The sequence below is a fragment of the Sphingobacterium paramultivorum genome (genome assembly GCF_014109745.1).
GTDB classification, from domain to species: domain Bacteria; phylum Bacteroidota; class Bacteroidia; order Sphingobacteriales; family Sphingobacteriaceae; genus Sphingobacterium; species Sphingobacterium paramultivorum.
Window position 1 is genome coordinate 1394302 of sequence record NZ_CP058555.1, and the last position, 16790, is coordinate 1411091.

General features: G+C 43.6%; 15 protein-coding genes. 8 read left to right on the forward strand and 7 right to left on the reverse strand.

The features are described 5' to 3' along the window. The first annotated feature begins 67 nt into the window (after positions 1–67). Together HS960_RS05975 and HS960_RS05980 are read left to right on the forward strand one after the other, a co-directional pair. On the forward strand, positions 68–844 hold the full coding sequence (locus HS960_RS05975) for an SDR family NAD(P)-dependent oxidoreductase (RefSeq protein ID WP_182331802.1): 777 nt from the start codon (positions 68–70) through the stop codon (positions 842–844). A gap of 58 nt (positions 845–902) precedes the next feature. After that, the gene (locus tag HS960_RS05980) at positions 903–1829 is read left to right on the forward strand and encodes a helix-turn-helix domain-containing protein (RefSeq protein ID WP_182331804.1); all 927 of its coding nucleotides are present in this window, start codon (positions 903–905) and stop codon (positions 1827–1829) included. Here the strand turns inward: HS960_RS05980 and HS960_RS05985 are convergent. Next, a complete protein-coding gene (locus tag HS960_RS05985) occupies positions 1787–3655 on the reverse strand; it encodes a PAS domain-containing sensor histidine kinase (protein WP_153848197.1) in 1869 nt (622 codons plus the stop codon). The two genes, HS960_RS05980 and HS960_RS05985, sit on opposite strands and share 43 nt — an antisense overlap. A gap of 305 nt (positions 3656–3960) precedes the next feature. On the opposite strand from HS960_RS05985, the gene mdlD reads away from it, so the two are divergent. From mdlD to HS960_RS06010, 5 genes are all read left to right on the forward strand, one after another. Next, positions 3961–5280, forward strand: a complete 1320-nt coding sequence (gene mdlD / locus HS960_RS05990; protein ID WP_153848196.1) for an NAD(P)-dependent benzaldehyde dehydrogenase MdlD — start codon at positions 3961–3963, stop codon at positions 5278–5280. Positions 5281–5719: 439 nt separating this feature from the next. After that, entirely contained in the window at positions 5720–6475 is a 756-nt protein-coding gene (locus tag HS960_RS05995) for an SDR family oxidoreductase (RefSeq protein WP_182331806.1), read from the forward strand. A 185-nt stretch (positions 6476–6660) separates the two neighbouring features. Beyond that, the gene (locus tag HS960_RS06000; RefSeq protein ID WP_182331808.1) at positions 6661–7503 is read left to right on the forward strand and encodes a helix-turn-helix domain-containing protein; all 843 of its coding nucleotides are present in this window, start codon (positions 6661–6663) and stop codon (positions 7501–7503) included. 392 nt (positions 7504–7895) lie between these two features. Further along, on the forward strand, positions 7896–8471 hold the full coding sequence (locus HS960_RS06005; protein WP_153848193.1) for a Crp/Fnr family transcriptional regulator: 576 nt from the start codon (positions 7896–7898) through the stop codon (positions 8469–8471). Positions 8472–8534: 63 nt separating this feature from the next. Next, positions 8535–9545 carry an NAD-dependent epimerase/dehydratase family protein gene (locus tag HS960_RS06010; RefSeq protein WP_153848192.1) on the forward strand — a complete coding sequence of 337 codons (1011 nt, stop codon included), beginning with the start codon at positions 8535–8537 and terminating at the stop codon, positions 9543–9545. Here HS960_RS06010 and HS960_RS06015 read toward each other — a convergent pair. The 6 genes from HS960_RS06015 to HS960_RS06040 all read right to left on the reverse strand — a co-directional run bounded on the left by HS960_RS06015 (position 9542) and on the right by HS960_RS06040 (position 15609). Then, on the reverse strand, positions 9542–11872 hold the full coding sequence (locus HS960_RS06015) for a GAF domain-containing protein (RefSeq protein ID WP_153848191.1): 2331 nt from the start codon (positions 11870–11872) through the stop codon (positions 9542–9544). The genes HS960_RS06010 and HS960_RS06015 overlap by 4 nt on opposite strands. Before the next feature lie 20 nt (positions 11873–11892). After that, positions 11893–12258 carry an NHL repeat-containing protein gene (locus HS960_RS06020; protein WP_153848190.1) on the reverse strand — a complete coding sequence of 122 codons (366 nt, stop codon included), beginning with the start codon at positions 12256–12258 and terminating at the stop codon, positions 11893–11895. 251 nt (positions 12259–12509) lie between these two features. Further along, positions 12510–13181, reverse strand: a complete 672-nt coding sequence (locus HS960_RS06025; RefSeq protein ID WP_182331810.1) for a diacylglycerol/polyprenol kinase family protein — start codon at positions 13179–13181, stop codon at positions 12510–12512. A gap of 10 nt (positions 13182–13191) precedes the next feature. Next, positions 13192–13902, reverse strand: a complete 711-nt coding sequence (locus HS960_RS06030; protein ID WP_182331812.1) for a phosphatidate cytidylyltransferase — start codon at positions 13900–13902, stop codon at positions 13192–13194. A 2-nt stretch (positions 13903–13904) separates the two neighbouring features. Beyond that, positions 13905–14486 (reverse strand): CDP-alcohol phosphatidyltransferase family protein, encoded by a 582-nt coding sequence (locus tag HS960_RS06035; protein ID WP_182331814.1) that lies wholly within the window; start codon positions 14484–14486, stop codon positions 13905–13907. 1 nt (position 14487) lies between these two features. Continuing rightward, a complete protein-coding gene (locus tag HS960_RS06040; protein WP_182331816.1) occupies positions 14488–15609 on the reverse strand; it encodes a hydroxymethylglutaryl-CoA reductase in 1122 nt (373 codons plus the stop codon). A gap of 126 nt (positions 15610–15735) precedes the next feature. Here HS960_RS06040 and HS960_RS06045 point away from each other — a divergent pair, with 126 nt between their 5' ends. Beyond that, positions 15736–16689 (forward strand): hypothetical protein, encoded by a 954-nt coding sequence (locus HS960_RS06045; RefSeq protein WP_182331818.1) that lies wholly within the window; start codon positions 15736–15738, stop codon positions 16687–16689. Positions 16690–16790 lie beyond the last annotated feature (101 nt).

The window sequence follows — 16790 nt, forward strand, 5'->3', positions numbered from 1 at the left end:
CGATTCAACTACAACTGACCGCTCGTAGATGTGGAACTTTGTCCTGTTACATTTAAATAAGTTTAACATGCAGACAAATGAAATAAAAGTAGCCCTTGTTACAGGTGCCAATACAGGTGTTGGTTTTCAGATTGCCAAAGCTCTTGCTGAAAATGGATATCATGTGTTTGTTGGATCACGAGATTTAGAAAAAGGAAAGGATGCCGCCAATCAGATAGGAGGTGAAGCACATGCCATTCAACTGGATATTACCGACAATAATTCAATCAGGAATGCTGTCAGTAAAATAGAAAATGAGTTTGGGTACCTTACTTTGCTAGTCAATAATGCGGCGATTTCAAACGCAGGGATCCCCGGTCGTACGATGTGGGAAATTCTGAGTGCGCAGAAGGCAAGCGTCACATCCATAGCTGAAATGCGCCAGGTTTGGGAAACCAATGTCTTTGGCACGCTTGCCATAACACAGGCCTTGTTGCCCTTACTTCGGAATGCAAAACAATCTAGAATAGTAACCGTTTCAAGTTCTCTAGGCTCACTAACCCTGAATGCGGATCCGGACAATGCATTTCGTAGTGGATTTGATGCCGTATATGGCGCTTCGAAAACCGCTTTAAATGGTGTTTTCCTTTCTTTAGCAAATGAATTGGAAAATACCAATGTTAAGGTACATCTGGTAAGTCCGGGTTTTACAGCGACAGCCCTGAATAACTTTGAAGGTACAGATACAGTGGAAGAAGGCTCACTTGAGCCGATACGCGTGGCACTGGCGGAAGATATACCCAATGGAAGCTTTACGGGACCGGCTACCTATCGCACAGAACAAGGCGGTCAAGTGCCGTGGTAGAATTACACAAAGGAAGACCTTTAGCTACAAGCTAGAGGTTTTTTTATAAATTTAGTGTATGAAAAAGAAAGAGGATAAGTTAAAACGCTTTATATCTATATCCGAGAGTCACGAAGCTTTTGGCCTACCAAAACCGCAGCATCCCCTGATTAGCCTGGTCCATTTCAATCAGGATAATCCATTCAATACCGCTATGGCTCCAATATACGATGTCCTGAGTTTCTACAAGATAACTTTTATAACAAAAAACAGCGGAAAACTCAAGTACGGCAGGGGGTACTATGATTTTAATGAAGGAAGTATGCTTTTCTTTGCGCCCAATCAATTGGTGGGCAGCACAGAATATAATAGGGATACCTATGCTTATCTGCTGCTGATCCATCCTGACTTTTTTCTGGGTTCCGCTTTAGCCCATAAAATTAGGAAGTACGGCTATTTTTCCTATTCTGTGAATGAAGCGTTACATCTATCTGATCAGGAAAGAGAAACGATGATAGCGATCTTGAATTTCATGAAAAATGAACTTGACAATCGGATAGACGAATTTAGCCAAGAAGTCATTATATCGCAGGTGGAGTTAATGCTGAGCTACGTCAACCGGTTTTACAAGCGGCAGTTCATTACGCGAAGAAATATAAACAATGATATTCTAATGAAGGCAGAAGCGCTGTTGGATGATTATCTGGATCATGATCATTCGGTAATTCAGGGAGTTCCAACGGTCCATTTTCTTTCGGAGCAGTTGAATGTGTCTGCGGGTTATCTAAGCGATATGCTACGCTCGCTCATTGGCCAGAGCACGCAGCAGTATATCCACCATAAACTTATTGAGCGGGCAAAAGAGAAATTATCAACGACACAACTTACCGTAAATGAAATTGCTTACGAACTGGGTTTTGAGCATGCACAAAGTTTCAGCAAACTGTTCAAAAAGAAAACGGCTCAGACGCCACTGGAATTTAGAGGGATGTTTAAGTCAAAGTAAAACGTTGATCCTTTATCCTTCTCGCTTTCAAGCTGGATCCTTGTGCCATGGCAGCGCAATATTTCAGCCACGATATACAGGCCAATGCCAAATCCTGATATATAAGAGGTGTTCAGATTATCTACGCGATAAAAAGCCTTGAATAAATTTTTCTGATGTTTCTTTTCAATGCCTAATCCCTGATCGCGTACAAAAATGCGAATTTTTCCGTCGACGCTTTCCGCGCCGATAGTTATTGTGCCACCCTTAGGAGAATATTTCACGGCATTGCTCAATAGGTTCCCCAACACCTGGTCTATCTTTGGCCGGTCTGCGAAAAGTTCGCTGGAGGCATCGCAGCTCAGTTCAATGCGGTGGTTATGTGTACCAAGATCTGCTATGCAGTCTCGCATCAGTTCCCTTAGGTTGAAAGATGATCTATTGAGCTGTAGTTTTCCCTGTTCAACTTCTGCAACACTGAGGAAATCGCCGATCATAAGCATCATCTTTTTTACCTGGTTTTCGATTTTTGATCCCATCGCCGCGCTCTTTTCCCCGAACAGTTCTTTATGTTGCTGCATAATTTGTGCACTCAACAGGACACTTGTCAGCGGTGTCTTGAGTTCATGGCTGGCCATAGAGATAAAGACATTTTTGCGATGCTCTTCTTGCTTTTTCGCTGTGATATCCCTGGCGATCTTGGAAATTCCGATGATTTCTCCCAAATCATTTTTTATAGGGGATATCGTCAATGATAAATCGATCAGTTTGCCTGATTTTGTCCTACGCACTGTCTCAAAATGCTTTATGGAATGTCCTCGGCAAAGACGCTCCAGAATGTAATTTTCTTCCGCATGTCTTTCTTCAGGGATCAATTTTAATATAGACTGACCGACCATTTCCTTTGAAGAATACCCAAAGAGCTTTTCGGCTGCTGCATTCCAGCTTGTGATGATTCCTTGCAAAGTCTTTCCGATTATTGCATCATAGGATGAATTTACGATCGCCACCAGTTCCGCGCTTCTTTCGACCGCTATTTTCTGGTCTGTTATATCTATGATTGTACCGATTATTCTTCCGGCATGTTCGCTTCTACTAAAATAGGCCGATCCCTGTACCCGGATAAAAGCAATTAGACCATTGTAGCCGTTAATGATCCGACAGGTAAAATCAAAATGGCCGTCAGTTTTACGCTCACTTAGCTCTTGAATCTGTTTAAAGATCGTAGGCCTGTCTTCGGGATGTACAAGGTCGATAAGTTGTTCTTTACGGCATAACTCATTGGGCAGGCCTAATATATGTTGCGAACGTTCGGAAATACTGACCTTTGCAGATGCTGAATCCCAGTCCCAGGTACCCATTCCTGAAGAGACAATGGCAAGCCGCAGGCGTTCTTCCTTTTCCCCCAACATCGCTGTGAGTTTATCTTTCTTTTGTTCAGCCAGAACAGCTTCGGTGATGTCTTTGGTAAAGCACATGGAGTGAACAAACTCCGAGTCTTTCATCAGTGCGCTCGAATTGATGTTGACATACTTCAGATCACCGTTCTTGCAAATGAGTGTCGCGCGGCGGTCGATAATGCGCTGATCTGCGGCAAGCATCTGCAAGATATCCGCAATGATCTCCTGGTCGGCGTGAAAGTTCCTGATCGGCTTACCGATATATTCCTGTGGAGTATAACCGAGCAGATCAAGTTCTGCCTGATTGGCCCAGATGATAATCCCTTCGCTGTTGACCCAATGCAGGGATAGGGAGGCTTTGTCAATAAATTCAGACAGTTCGGAAACGCTGTTCCTCAGCTTCCGGTTTTCCTGTTGCAACCCTTCAATGGTATTGATGTCCGCCATAGATCTTTCAGATAGAAAATTTTATTAATGAGCCTAAAATAGGTATTACAGTCCAGTTTTGAATGGGTAAAATTACGTACTCTGCAAGGGTAATAATAACGTTAAATTGTGCTATAAATACAGGTTTCAGCTAATATATATGACAATATTATGTTTTGCACAATATAAAATTATTTTACCTTTGTTTTGTATCAAAGCACCGTAATCTTGGTCTACAAGATATAAACACGCTAGACACTTTTACTTTATTAAAACAAACACTTTATGCGCTATGCGTGTTTTAAAATGCATAAAATCACAAACAAATGACTACAGAAATTAAAAACAGAATAAAAGAAGTATTCGAAAAACAGAAAGACTTTTTCGGCACGCAAGCAACGAAGGAAATCACATTCCGTAAAAGACAGTTGCAAAATTTCCGTAAAGTTTTTGCGAGTTATACGGATGCGATCTGTGAAGCAGTGAATATCGATCTTGGAAAAAGCAGGGCAGAAGCAGAGTACGTCGAAGTTCAGATTGTTCTCGATGAACTCGACGATATGATCGAAAATATGGAAGAATGGGCAAAACCAACCTATGTCAAATCAAAACCGCATGCTTCGGGAGCGGAAGTCATCAGTAAGTACATTTATGAGCCCTACGGTGTAAACTATATCATAGGTCCCTTTAATTACCCGGTGCAGTTGACTTTTAGTCCGCTGATCGGTGCCCTGATGGCCGGAAATACGGCTATCATCAAACCTTCTGAAAACACGCCCCATGTTGCCCAGGTTATTGAAGATATTGTTAGCGAAGCTTTTGATGAAAAATATGTTGCCGTTTTTCAGGGCGCTATTGAAGAAAATACCTATCTATTGAGCCTTCCTTTTGATTACATCTTTTTTACGGGAAGTCCGAATGTTGGCAAAATTGTCATGAAAGCCGCTGCCGAACAACTGATTCCGCTTACACTGGAACTGGGGGGGAAATCCCCAACGATCGTGCACCATGATGCGGACATCGAAAAAGCAGTTCAGCGCATTTCTGCCGGCAAATGGATCAATTGCGGACAGACCTGTGTTGCTCCGGATTACGTTTATGTGCATGAATCTGTGAAGGGCGCCTTTATCGAACAGTTAAAATCTTATCTTAAAGCTACATACAACGACGAATCTTTAGGGAAAATCGGCAAGATTGTAAGCCAGCATCAGATCGGGAATTTAGCGGGATACCTGGATGCCGCTCCCGAAAAAGTTATTTATGGGGGAAAATATGATTTGGAAACGCGCCATTTTGAAGCAACTTTGATGGACGATGTCAACTGGAATGATGCGGTGATGCAGCAGGAAATTTTTGGTCCGATCCTTCCTATTTTAGCTTACAGCAATATTGATGAAGTACTGAAAGAGATCAATAGCAGACCCAAACCATTGGCGCTGTACGTGTTTTCTGAAAGTCAACAATTTGCAGATGATGTGATCGCAAGAACCACCAGTGGCGATGCGGAGATCAATAGTACATTGATCCACGTCGGATCGCATTACCTTCCTTTCGGTGGCGTAGGTGCTTCGGGAATGGGAAAATATCACGGCAGATTCAGTCTGGAAAACTTTAGTCACCAGCGTTCGATCCTGCAGGTAAAATAGCGATAATTTACGCAATGGCTATAATTTACGCACACAATTAATCAATTAATCAGGGGCCACCTCAACGGGGGGTCCTTTTTTTTGATATTTCCGGACGTTATATTTCCGTTTCAACCTCAGATCGGGTTAGTTAACTGTTTAATCCTCAGATCAGATTAGTTAAGTGTTTAATGAAAATCACTTCGACCGAGCTACTCTTTCTAGCTATCGAAGTATATGGATTGATAACCACGGGACTACCTGCTATTTTGATAAGTGTGATAGCATTGTGAAACCCTGTTTTTTTTGATTGGCAGCTCAATTATTGATATTTGGTTTGAGAGATTCTAGCGGGGTAAAATAGCTTTGAGAGGCCAGAATAAGCGCTGATAGAATCTAAACCTGTAATCCAGCGCATCCACGGCAAATCAGTGGGCGATGGATTCAAATTTTCAAATTTATGGCAAATCAAGAAGTAAATGGAAAAGTAGTTTTGATCGCAGGTGGTGCGAAAAACTTAGGGGGGCTGTTGAGCCGGGATTTTGCGGCACAAGGAGCAAAGCTTGTCATTCACTACAATAGTGAGAGCACAAGAGCCGAGGCAGAAAAAACATTGTCGGATGTACAGGCGTTTGGTGCCGAGGGACTGCTTGTCCAGGGCGACCTTACACAGCTATCAAATATAAAAGCGCTATTTGACAAAGCCGAAGAAAAGTTCGGTAAGGTTGATATCGCAATCAATACGGTCGGTAAAGTACTGAAAAAACCGTTTGTAGAGACGTCAGAGCTTGAGTACGACAGCATGAGTGATATTAATTCGAAGGTCGCTTATTTTTTTATTCTCGAAGCCGGCAAGCGGATCAATGATAACGGCAAAATCTGCACTGTCGTTACGTCTTTATTAGCAGCCTATACAGGCCTTTATTCGACATATGCGGGAATGAAAGCTCCTGTAGAACATTTTACAAGGGCTGCGTCTAAGGAATTTGGACCGCGCGGAATTTCAGTTACGGCGGTAGCTCCTGGTCCGATGGATACACCTTTCTTCTACGGACAGGAATCTGAAGATGCTGTAGCCTATCACAAGTCGGCGTCTGCACTGGGTGGACTTACCGATATTAAGGACATTGCACCACTGATTGAGTTTCTGGTAACTGATGGCTGGTGGATAACCGGACAGACTATTTTCGCCAATGGCGGGTATACCACAAGATAAAATATGTAGGCAAAAGGCAGTCAAAGCTGACTGTCTTTTGATACACAGATAACAGCGCATGATAACATAGCACAGCTTCCAATCCGATTTGGGTTCCAAACAGGATCAGCTTATGATCTCAGACAAGTGAAGATGAACTGCAGGAGGTTTTAGTGCTGATAACTGTATAAACGCTTATCAAGACGATGATGAATAGTAAGGACCTAGAAATAGGGCTACAGGATTTTGGGATTTGTACACTCGCCGAATTCCAACAAACCGAAAGTGATATAGCAAGTGATACTTATTACATCATAAAAATAGATGAACCGATCGTCATTGCTGTAAATAGGGAGTTTTATACGCTGGATAGCGGACAGCTACTATTTGTAGGGCCGAGAAAGCGAATCAAATTCATGAACGATGCGCCAATAGGGGGCTATGTGCTATCATTTACCGCAGCGTTTTATCTGAGATCGAAATCCGACGTGAAGATTCTCAACTCCATATTGTTCTATGGCATTCAGAATGCCATACAGATTGAGGGTAAAATGGGAAATCAGGTCTATTTTGATACGGCTATTATTGAACGCATAAAAATGGCGCGGGTACAGGGACCGGAAATATTGGATCTGGTCGCTCATCACTGTGTCGAGTCAATTTTGCTTGAAGGGCATTACAGGCTCTCTCTTCAGGGGATCCTATCAAAGCTGTGCAGTTCATCGGAACAAATCGTGTTTAACAGCTTTAACATTTTGGTATACAAGTATTATCGTGAAAGTACCTCAGTCAGTTTTTATGCCAATAAATTAAAACTTACAAGCAGAAGGCTTTCCGAGCTCTGCGCAGCGAATAGCGGGAAATCTGCAAAAGCATTTATTTCTGGAATTGTAATCGGGGAGGCTATTCGTTTGATCAGACATTCGAATTTATCCATTTCGCAGATTTCTTTCGAAATAGGTTTTAGTAATGTCGCAAATTTCAGAAGTTTCATCAAGAAACATACCGGCAAACAACCCCATCTGCACCGTAACGAAAGAGATAAATAATTTTGGATAACGTATATCATTTGCGGTCTAAGGGCTGGGATGAGTATAAACCAGACAGACCGGTGAGGGTAGGCAACCGCAAACCCTAAGCGGCATTTCGCAAAGACTATTTTTTCAATGACGCAGCCCCCGGGCTGCGTTATTTGTTATGAAGCAATATCCACTGCTTCATAAAAGGCTCTCGCAAAGCGTGACTTTGCTTTTTCAAATCGTGATTCAAATCAAGTATTTATTTCAATAAATTGATATTTGTCTACTAATTTTATTAGTATGTTAATCGCTTTTAGTATATTTGTTTAGTCAACGAAACGTTTCCCCGGATGCAATATCACGCGCAAAGCATTAGGAATGTACATAGCGCAAGGGTGAGGGGCACGAATAAAATAGATACAATGCACGCAAAGTTTATTCAGCTTATCAAACAACACAGCAAGTTATCGGAGCCAGAAATTGATCTGTGTAAGAACTATATGGAGCCAGTGCGCTATGCCAAACATCAGATCATCGAAGAGGAGGGAAAGGTACCGGCTTACCTCTATTTCGTTGTGTCGGGCTTTGTACGTCTGTTCCATTACAACGATAAAGGCGACGAACTGACGACACATATCAACTGTCCCCCGGGATTTATATGCTCTTACCAGAATTTTAGCAATCAGACGCGTTCCGAAGAAAACCTGGAAAGCATCACCGACTGCGAACTGCTGCGTATCACCAAAGCAAACCTCGATATGCTAACTGCACAATCGTCTGCATTTAAAGATTTTAGTATGTATGTGTTTCAGCAGGCCTTAAGCTACAATGAGAAGAGATCGAAAGAGCTAGCCACGCTTACGGCCGAAAAACGCTACCTCAAGCTCATGGCCGAACAGCCAGATCTGCTGCACAACGTACCCATGCAATATATCGCATCCTTCCTCGGCATGAACCCCAAAAGTTTGAGCCGTATCCGCAAACAGATCATTAGGTAACATTTGTGAACTGGTTTTGAATGGTCAAAGCAGAACTTTGTGCTATCATTTAAAATCAGACACATGACAACAAAAAAATTGGTACTGGTATCGGGCGCAAATGGGCACCTGGGCAACAACTTGGTGAGACTATTACTTTCACGGGGTTTTCAGGTACGCGCTTCTGTGCGAAATCTCGACAATAGCGCTGCACTACAAGATTTGCCCTGCGAGCTTGTGGCGGCAGATATCACCGATAAGGCTTCTTTTACAAGGGCGTTGCAGGGAGTGGATACCTTCTATGCCGTGGGCGCAGCTTTTAAACTATGGGCCCGGGATCCGCAAAAGGAAATCTACGACGTGAATATGCAGGGGACCCGCAATACCATCGAAGCCGCGGCGGCGGCAGGCGTCAAAAAAATCATCTATGTAAGTTCCATCGCTGCACTGGATTATACGCATACCCCCACAAGGGAGAGCAATGGCTATAACCCCGACCGGAGGGATGCCTATTACAATTCCAAAAACGATGGCGAAAAGTTAGCCTTTCAGCTAGCACGTGAATTGGGGATCGAACTCGTGTCGGTCATGCCCGGTGCCATGATCGGCAGCGAAGCCGCTCTGCCCCTCAATGTATCGTACGATGTGCTACGCCTTATTCTGACCAGGCAGATTCCTGTCGATACGGGGATATCCCTCAATTGGGTAGACGTCAAAGATGTCGCCGAGGGCTGCTACCTTGCCGCCCTACACGGAAAACCGGGAGAACGCTATATCCTCGCCAATGAAAAGTGCATGAGTATTAGTGATACGACCCGGCTGGCACAAAAGCTATATCCACAACTTCAGCTCAAGATTCCGGCAGCTGTTCCCAAAATAGTACTTTATACGATTGCCGGCCTGATGCAATTTGCGGCACGGCTGCAAGGGAAAGCTCCGGTGATCACCACCAAAGATATTGCGATGTTTTCGGGGCTGCAACAGGATTTTAACATCAGCAAAGCGCGCACGGAACTCGGCTTTAATCCAAAAAGCAGCGAGGAAGCCGTACGTGAGGCATTGGCCTACCTGATGGAACACCAGGAATTACTTTAGTGCAGATCTTGAAAGTTGAATCCCACACGGATCGCTTTCAGGCCAACTAGTCCCTGCAGATCTTCCACCTCAAACTGCTCGATATTATCGTCTAGTAATCCTTTGTGCTGTAGTAGGTTGATGTATCCCAGATATTCTGTTTCTTCATGTACATTGGAGTAGACAATAACCAGTTTGCCTTTTTGTGTGATGCGCTCCGTCGAGCCCTTGATCTTGGCTTTATCAATGCGTTTCTTGGCAATCTCGTAGCGCACATTGTAGGAGCCGTCGATATCGAACTGCTTCTCGTCCATGCGAAAGCGGATGGAAATGGGGGTGGCAAAGACCAGCACCAATGAGGTCACCTCCAGCTGATGCGGAAGGGCGGGCTGGAGCTGCCTAAACTCGCGTTCCATCGCACACATCACCTGCAGCTGCCATAGCCGTAAATTGCGTAGGTAGTAGAGCTCAAAATTCCGACCGGGAGCGATGGAGGCCCCGATATACATGTTGTGCTCGATACCATCTGTCTTGTAGCGCTCGTAATAATGAGGAAAGTATTCTTGGGCTTCTACCTGCTTTTCGTCGAGGATGGCCACCAGCTTTTTGTTGATCAGCGTGATAGAGTTGTCATAATCCTGTCGGGCCTCGTAAAAACCGCCGATAGAGAGGTTGATCCGCTCAAAATAGCGGTCGATGGCTTCGGTGGCGACGCTATTTTTGTTGTTTTTCCTGAAATTCTCCAAAATAGGGTGAATATCCTGGTTAAAATAATCGAGCATAAGCTGTTCCGTATCCGTCAGCAGCGCTTGCTGCAGCGTCGTCAGGTTTCTTTCCAGGTCGAAGACCTTCTGCTCAAAGAGCGGTAATCGCTGCGTTTGGTTGACTGCTGTGAACAATGCGATCAGTTCCTTGCTCTGATTGATCAGGTCCTGACGGATGGCCTGATTGCGGGATTCTGAGGAGCCCTGTACGTCGATCTGCCCATAGAGCGGATAAACATGGTCAAAGACGATTTCCTGCAGGGCATAGTCTTTTCCAAAGGCGCGGTCGTTGAGGAAATGCATGGCTTCTTCCTGAAACCGCCATTTAACACTCGGGTGTATAGCGGTATATTCCTTTTGGATCACCGCTTCGATCTGATTTTCAGTTTCGGCAAAGGCTTTCGATACTTTATCTTTGATAAAGGGCAAGATGAAGTTGAGCTTGTTGGCATTGACCGAATTGAGTTCCCGCACCTTGGATGAGGACATTTCCAGTAGACCCAGCACTTTGTCGCCTTCGACCAGGGGAACAAAAATAAAGCTCTTCACCTTTTGCTGCTTGAGCTTGTTGATAAAATAGGCCTGCTTTGGATCATCCAGTGGCAGCTTGTCAATATCCGGTACAACAAAATATTCGTCCTTGGTGAGCAGGTTTTCCAAGGTCTCGCTGCAGAGCATGTTTTCACATTCCTCGATCGTCGAGTCGTAAAGCAGATGACTGTACAGCTGTTTTTCGACAATCCGTAAGTTGTACTCGTTCCTGACCTTTTCAAAGGAGGTCAATCCGATGCGCAGATCATTTATTTTATAAATCGACCTGAAAATGCTTTCTATTTCTGCCAGCTGGACAGCGCTTTTTTCGCGCAACAGATTGCTCTTGAAGCTGGATACCGCATTTTCAATGGTCGCATCAAAAAGCGTCATAATGGAAAAGCCTTTCAGGATCCAGCTCTGCTCAGGGAATTTGGACTTCCATAGGGCAATATCCGAAAAGTTGTCGACCAGTTCGGTAATATCTTCAGCCGTAAGATCGAGCGCCCGTTCTGTCGGAAGGACATCGATAAAATCGGCATTGAATAGGACGCGGTAATGATGGATGATATTATCCTTGTCTGGAATATCCAAAAAGAGGGGGGCATCCATGGCATCCACTTTAAAGCCATAATACTGGCTGATGATAACGCAGCAATTGAGAATATAATAGGTATCGGGCGAGATATCACGAAGGCTAAATTCATAGTGATCGCCGGCATCCGCTAATATTTTTTCCAGTCTTGCGGTATGGTTGAACGTATAGAGATGGAAGGGAATGGTAACGGCCTTGATCTCATTATGTGTCAGTGAGCTCGGGAACAGGTCGGCCAGCAGCACCTTGATAATAGGCTCATAGCGCAGCAGGTCTTCTGCTTTTTCGACCCCATCGATAAGTTCGGGGTATTTGCTGATTTCTTCCAGCAGCGATCGGGCATAGCTGGCCTGAAAGCCAACCGGCGATAGGGCCGCTGCTTCAAAGGATGGTATAATCTTATGAAAAGCGATCAGGGTTTTAAACGGACTGGAATCAAAGGCGAAGTTAAATTGCATAATGGTTGTTCCCGACTAAATTAGATTATTGCTGGAAGATGTACAAAAATATAAAATAATCGGCGAAAAGAAAACCCAAAGCGGACGGATAAAAACAGTTCAATGACATTGACGCCATTGAACTGTTCTGCTTTGCCGATACCGTCTTTGCTGCTGTTGGTCGGGTTGTTGCCACCAGCAATGGTGGTCACTACACCATAACTATTGACAACCCGGATACTATAATAATGATTGTTGTAGTCGTTATCACAGACGACAATATACTGGTCTGACCACAGGGCTATACCCATCGGATTGCCAAATAATGCGGCATTGCCCTGGCCATCCTTGGCGGGTTTATGGTTGTTATTATTGGCTCCGGCAAGCAGGTAAAAGCAAAACTGCACAAATTTGTTGTTGGACGGCGACGCTAGCTATTCGGTAAGCCAAGTCCGTGTGATGTCATCCTTCAGTTCCGCTAATCTGTCCTGGCCGCTACTATCGTTTGCAAGGATGATAATAGCGGTATTCTTTTCGGGGTATAGGTAGCATAGTACAGTGAAGCCACAACCGTCGCGCCCCGTGTGCATAAGGTAGGAGATACCATTCGTATTCAATAACTCTGCAAATGAAATTAAGATTTCTGGACTGTTCGTTATCAGGGAAATAGAATATACAAACTGAGAATGCTACTGACCGGAATGCTTATATTGTCGTAACCGTCTTTGCTACATGCTTCGGCTATGGTCACGACGAGAGCCAGGGTACATATCATGGTGATTTCGCTCATGTGCAGGCTTGGCTCTTGCATATAGTGTCCAATTAAAACCACGGTAATCAAAGCGCATACAAAGAACACTGCGGACCCTAGTAGTGTTTTTCGCGCACCAAATAGGCGGTAAGAACCATAAGGCCATTTTTTGCCAGATAATGCTGCCATCGGATCACATATTGCCAAGGTGAGCAAAGGCAAATAATAAAAAATAGACCCTTTGTCCAACAATATCTGTGCGAGAAAGCAAAGATAGACTGCCGCAGGATAGGCCAGGCTACCGACAGATTTTCGGTCGATTGCATGGATAGAATTCAATAAATCGAACTTGATGGACAGCAATAAAATCAAAGTGAACAATCCGCATAGGATGAAAACAGACCAGTGGCTGCTAATCAAAATCGGGAATGACATGCAGATTATCCCCGTACCGACATGGACGAGTTTTCGGGTAAACTCTGCTTTGACCTTAAACTTTTGATACAATAGTTCAGCAAGTCCGAATAGCAGCAAGAAAAGGGTGCCTAATAGGAGCATACTCTCTAAATCGTTTTTCATAATCTTGTTTTTAAAGATAAATTAGTCCGTACATGGCTCCGCTGAATATAAAGCTGTCAAATCGATCCAGTATTCCGCCATGCCCTGGAATGAGGGGGGCGTAATCTTTAATTTGACAGCTTCGTTTGTACCACGAAGCCAATAGATCGCCCAGCAATGCGGAAAAGCAAATAAAAAGGGCGGTCTTTAAAGTTTGCGTGATGGACAGGTCGATGGATGGAAAGAGGAAAAGGCTGGTGCCAGTGGCAATGACCAAAGCGCCAATTAGACCCTCAACAGTTTTATTGGGACTAACCGAGGGAATAAGTTTTCTTTTGCCGAATAATTGACCGCAGAGCTGGCTGAATCCATCAAAAATCACCACCATAAAATAGATAAAACAAACCTTTTCTGTCGATGCCCTGTGCCCGAAGTTTATAAACGCAGCGATAAGAGCGACGTAAAGGACCACTACGGGACATAAGAATAGCAGTGGTCGTTCTGAATATAGGTGGGCCTTGACAATTTCGTAAAAACCGACTATTCCAATGCAAATAGCCAAAAGTCTGACATAGTCCATATAAATGGAAAAAAAGACAAGGATCAAAATCAGGAAGTAAAAACCCAGTTTTAACCAGCGTTCTCTGGCTTGCGCAACTTGACTATTCTTATTGAGATAGCCTGTGACCAATGCCCCGATGCAAAAAAATAACAACACTATATTCGCCATCAATACATACATAATCAAGCTTTTTTTTGTAATTGGATAAGGAATATACTTTTCAGATTGGATTGCAACTTCGGGAGAATAATCACGAGGACCAATTCTTCCAGATAGGCCAAATAACTTACGGTTAGCATCAGGTGGAAATAAAAGCTGTTAAAACCGAATACAAAATAGCTAAAGATAAATATGCCCTGGAGATAGCCCGTTAATTTATAGGACCATAAATGGAAGCTGGGAAAGCGTTTAAATCGGATAAGAGCATAGATCTGGGGAACAATCCATAGGGCAATAAGTAGGATAAATTCGACTTTATAGGCCATTACAAATCCTTTTTCCAATGTTATCATGCCGATGAATGCCATGAGGTATGTTCCGATATCTGCGATCGAATCTATTTTGGCGCCAAATTCCGTCTGAAGGTTAAATAGCCTGGCGATTAATCCATCGAGGATATCGCTAATCAGGTTGATGGACAGCAATAGGATAAAGAGATCCCTGTCTGCTGTTAAAAGGGCATAGCTGATAAAGGGTAATGCCAGTATACGGTAGGCGGAAAGTGCATTAGGCACATTCCATCTGTTTTCTTTTTTAGTTTCCATTTTATAGTGATTTTCTTCTGCCTAATTTTTGATGTGCCTGTGTAAAATGACCTGCCGAAAGGGCCGCGGCAATAGATAATTCTCCGGCGAGTGCAAGGGCTGCAGCTATTTCGGCATATTTTATGGCCTTCCCTTCGCCATAACAGTCCATCATTTCCAGGCACTCTCTTTGGGTCGGAAGTGCTGTTCCACCACCGATAGTGCCGACAATAAGATTGGGTAAAGTCACGGCTGCATAGAGTGATCCGTCTTTATTCTGCTCCATTCGCGTGATACCCGTTGCCGCTTCGGCGACGCAGGCGACATCCTGACCTGTTGCCAAAAACAAAGCGGCCAATCCATTGGCATAATGCCCCTGTGCACCTATAGCTCCACTTTGGATAACACCCATGGTGGACGTACGCCAATAGCGATCCATCAGCTCGGCTGAAGTTTTAAGGACTTCGGACACGATGTTGGCCGGTAATGTTATTTCAGCTGTTACCTTTTTACCCCTGACATGATTGAATGCTGCGGCGGTCGCTTTTTTGTCTCCCGAGCTGTTTCCCTCTATAAACCAGTGATTGGGCTTAATAGGACAAGAGTCAATCATAAACCGGCAGATGGCCTCTGTGCAGATGGTAACCATATTCTGGCCAGCCGCATCGGCAGTGAAATATTCAAAGGATATGGTTAAATGGTTGCCTTCAATCTGTATGCGGGTATCGGTTAACTTAGCAAATCTGCTTGTGCGTTTGACGATTTCCTGAAAGTTTTCTTTTTCTGCGAGGAACCAGGAAACAAAAAGACTTAAATCCTTGATGTTCTCAAATTTGAATACAGGACTTCTCTGAACCCCTTCTTGCAGACAGATCGATGTAATGCCGCCGGCGAGCAAACAGGCTTTAGATCCGCGGTGATAGGATGCAACCAATGCACCTTCAGTTGTGGCAAGTGGAATATGGTAATTTCCGTTGGCTGAAGTGCCATGAACTTTAAGGGGGCCGATGACGCCTGTAGGGATTTGACTCATACCGATGAAGTTTTCAATGTTGCCCTGGAAGAGTGATGGCGCTAGGCGGGTGTTTGTCAAGATCGGCAATTGGCTTGCGAATTCCTCTTGTTTATTTAATACGGTTTTCATAGTTGGCTTTTAATAAAATAAATGTGTATTGTCTTTCAAAGTTATTGTGATAATCGCAGTTAAAATTGTGAGAAACAATAATATAAATTTTTATTTTTGTGATTATCGCAAAAAAATAATTGGCTTATGTATCAGGAAAAGTTGATTCAGGAAATACAGCGAAAAATTGATCCCTCGAAATCTCTTATTGAGGTGATTGCTGACGCGCTTGATATTAGTTATGATGCGGCGCACCGCAGAATTTCAATGAAGAGTAAATTTTCAATAGGAGAGACGGTGCAGCTTGCAAATCGCTTTTCACTTTCTTTGGATAAGCTATTTCAGCAAAGTGATCACATCTTAGTAAAAAAAACAGCGGAAATCCAGTCCTTTAATGATCTGTCAAATTATCTGGAGCATTCGTTTAAATCGTTAACGGAGTTTGAACCCAATCTTCAGACTTACCTGTATTACTCGGCAAAGGATATTCCGATCTTTTATACCATCAATACAGGGCTTTTGTCCATATTCAAAAAATATGTATGGCTCAATTTATTGAGTCCAGACGGTTTGGAGTTGTCTTTCGAATCTTTTTTGTCGAAAACACCCATCGATAGTAGGGGGCAGAAGCTTTATGATTATTATTCGTCCATCCGGGTGAAAGAGATCTGGAATGATACCACAATTAACAGTACACTCCAGCAGATCATCTATTTTTCCCAGGCCGGCTTACTGACCGCCGAAAACGGAAAGATGCTCTGTGAGCAGCTTAAAGAACTGCTGTTTTCACTGGAGAAAAGTTGTGTGCCAAACAATGACCAGTACCAGCTGTACTACCATGAGCTATTGATTTTAAACAATAACGTCCTTGTTGGAAATAACGACAGAAAGTCATTATTCGTTCCGCATACGATGCTGGGCTATTTCATTACCAATGATAAAGACAGCTGTCGACACGCTTTCAATTTCTATCAGCATCAGCTCAAAAATTCCAGGTTGTTAAATACGGCCGGAACACGGGACAAGAAAATGTTTTTTAACAAAGTTTACCAAAAGATTGATCGCTATAAGGCACAGGTAAGTGCGGATAATGGAATGTAAGAAGAGAGCGCGATTGGTACATCGTTAAGGTTGAATTGGGTAATCGGAACGAGAGTGATGTTCGGATTGGGTGTTATTTCGAAGAATGGAGTGTCCCCTTT

What these genes read in the sequence shown, in the direction of transcription:
- HS960_RS05975 (WP_182331802.1), top strand. Translation starts at nt 68, where the DNA reads ATGCAGACAAATGAAATAAAAGTAGCCCTTGTTACAGGTGCCAATACA.
- HS960_RS05980 (WP_182331804.1), top strand. Translation starts at nt 903, where the DNA reads ATGAAAAAGAAAGAGGATAAGTTAAAACGCTTTATATCTATATCCGAG.
- HS960_RS05985 (WP_153848197.1), bottom strand. Translation starts at nt 3,655, where the DNA reads ATGGCGGACATCAATACCATTGAAGGGTTGCAACAGGAAAACCGGAAG.
- mdlD (WP_153848196.1), top strand. Translation starts at nt 3,961, where the DNA reads ATGACTACAGAAATTAAAAACAGAATAAAAGAAGTATTCGAAAAACAG.
- HS960_RS05995 (WP_182331806.1), top strand. Translation starts at nt 5,720, where the DNA reads ATGGCAAATCAAGAAGTAAATGGAAAAGTAGTTTTGATCGCAGGTGGT.
- HS960_RS06000 (WP_182331808.1), top strand. Translation starts at nt 6,661, where the DNA reads ATGATGAATAGTAAGGACCTAGAAATAGGGCTACAGGATTTTGGGATT.
- HS960_RS06005 (WP_153848193.1), top strand. Translation starts at nt 7,896, where the DNA reads ATGCACGCAAAGTTTATTCAGCTTATCAAACAACACAGCAAGTTATCG.
- HS960_RS06010 (WP_153848192.1), top strand. Translation starts at nt 8,535, where the DNA reads ATGACAACAAAAAAATTGGTACTGGTATCGGGCGCAAATGGGCACCTG.
- HS960_RS06015 (WP_153848191.1), bottom strand. Translation starts at nt 11,872, where the DNA reads ATGCAATTTAACTTCGCCTTTGATTCCAGTCCGTTTAAAACCCTGATC.
- HS960_RS06025 (WP_182331810.1), bottom strand. Translation starts at nt 13,181, where the DNA reads ATGAAAAACGATTTAGAGAGTATGCTCCTATTAGGCACCCTTTTCTTG.
- HS960_RS06030 (WP_182331812.1), bottom strand. Translation starts at nt 13,902, where the DNA reads ATGTATGTATTGATGGCGAATATAGTGTTGTTATTTTTTTGCATCGGG.
- HS960_RS06035 (WP_182331814.1), bottom strand. Translation starts at nt 14,486, where the DNA reads ATGGAAACTAAAAAAGAAAACAGATGGAATGTGCCTAATGCACTTTCC.
- HS960_RS06040 (WP_182331816.1), bottom strand. Translation starts at nt 15,609, where the DNA reads ATGAAAACCGTATTAAATAAACAAGAGGAATTCGCAAGCCAATTGCCG.
- HS960_RS06045 (WP_182331818.1), top strand. Translation starts at nt 15,736, where the DNA reads ATGTATCAGGAAAAGTTGATTCAGGAAATACAGCGAAAAATTGATCCC.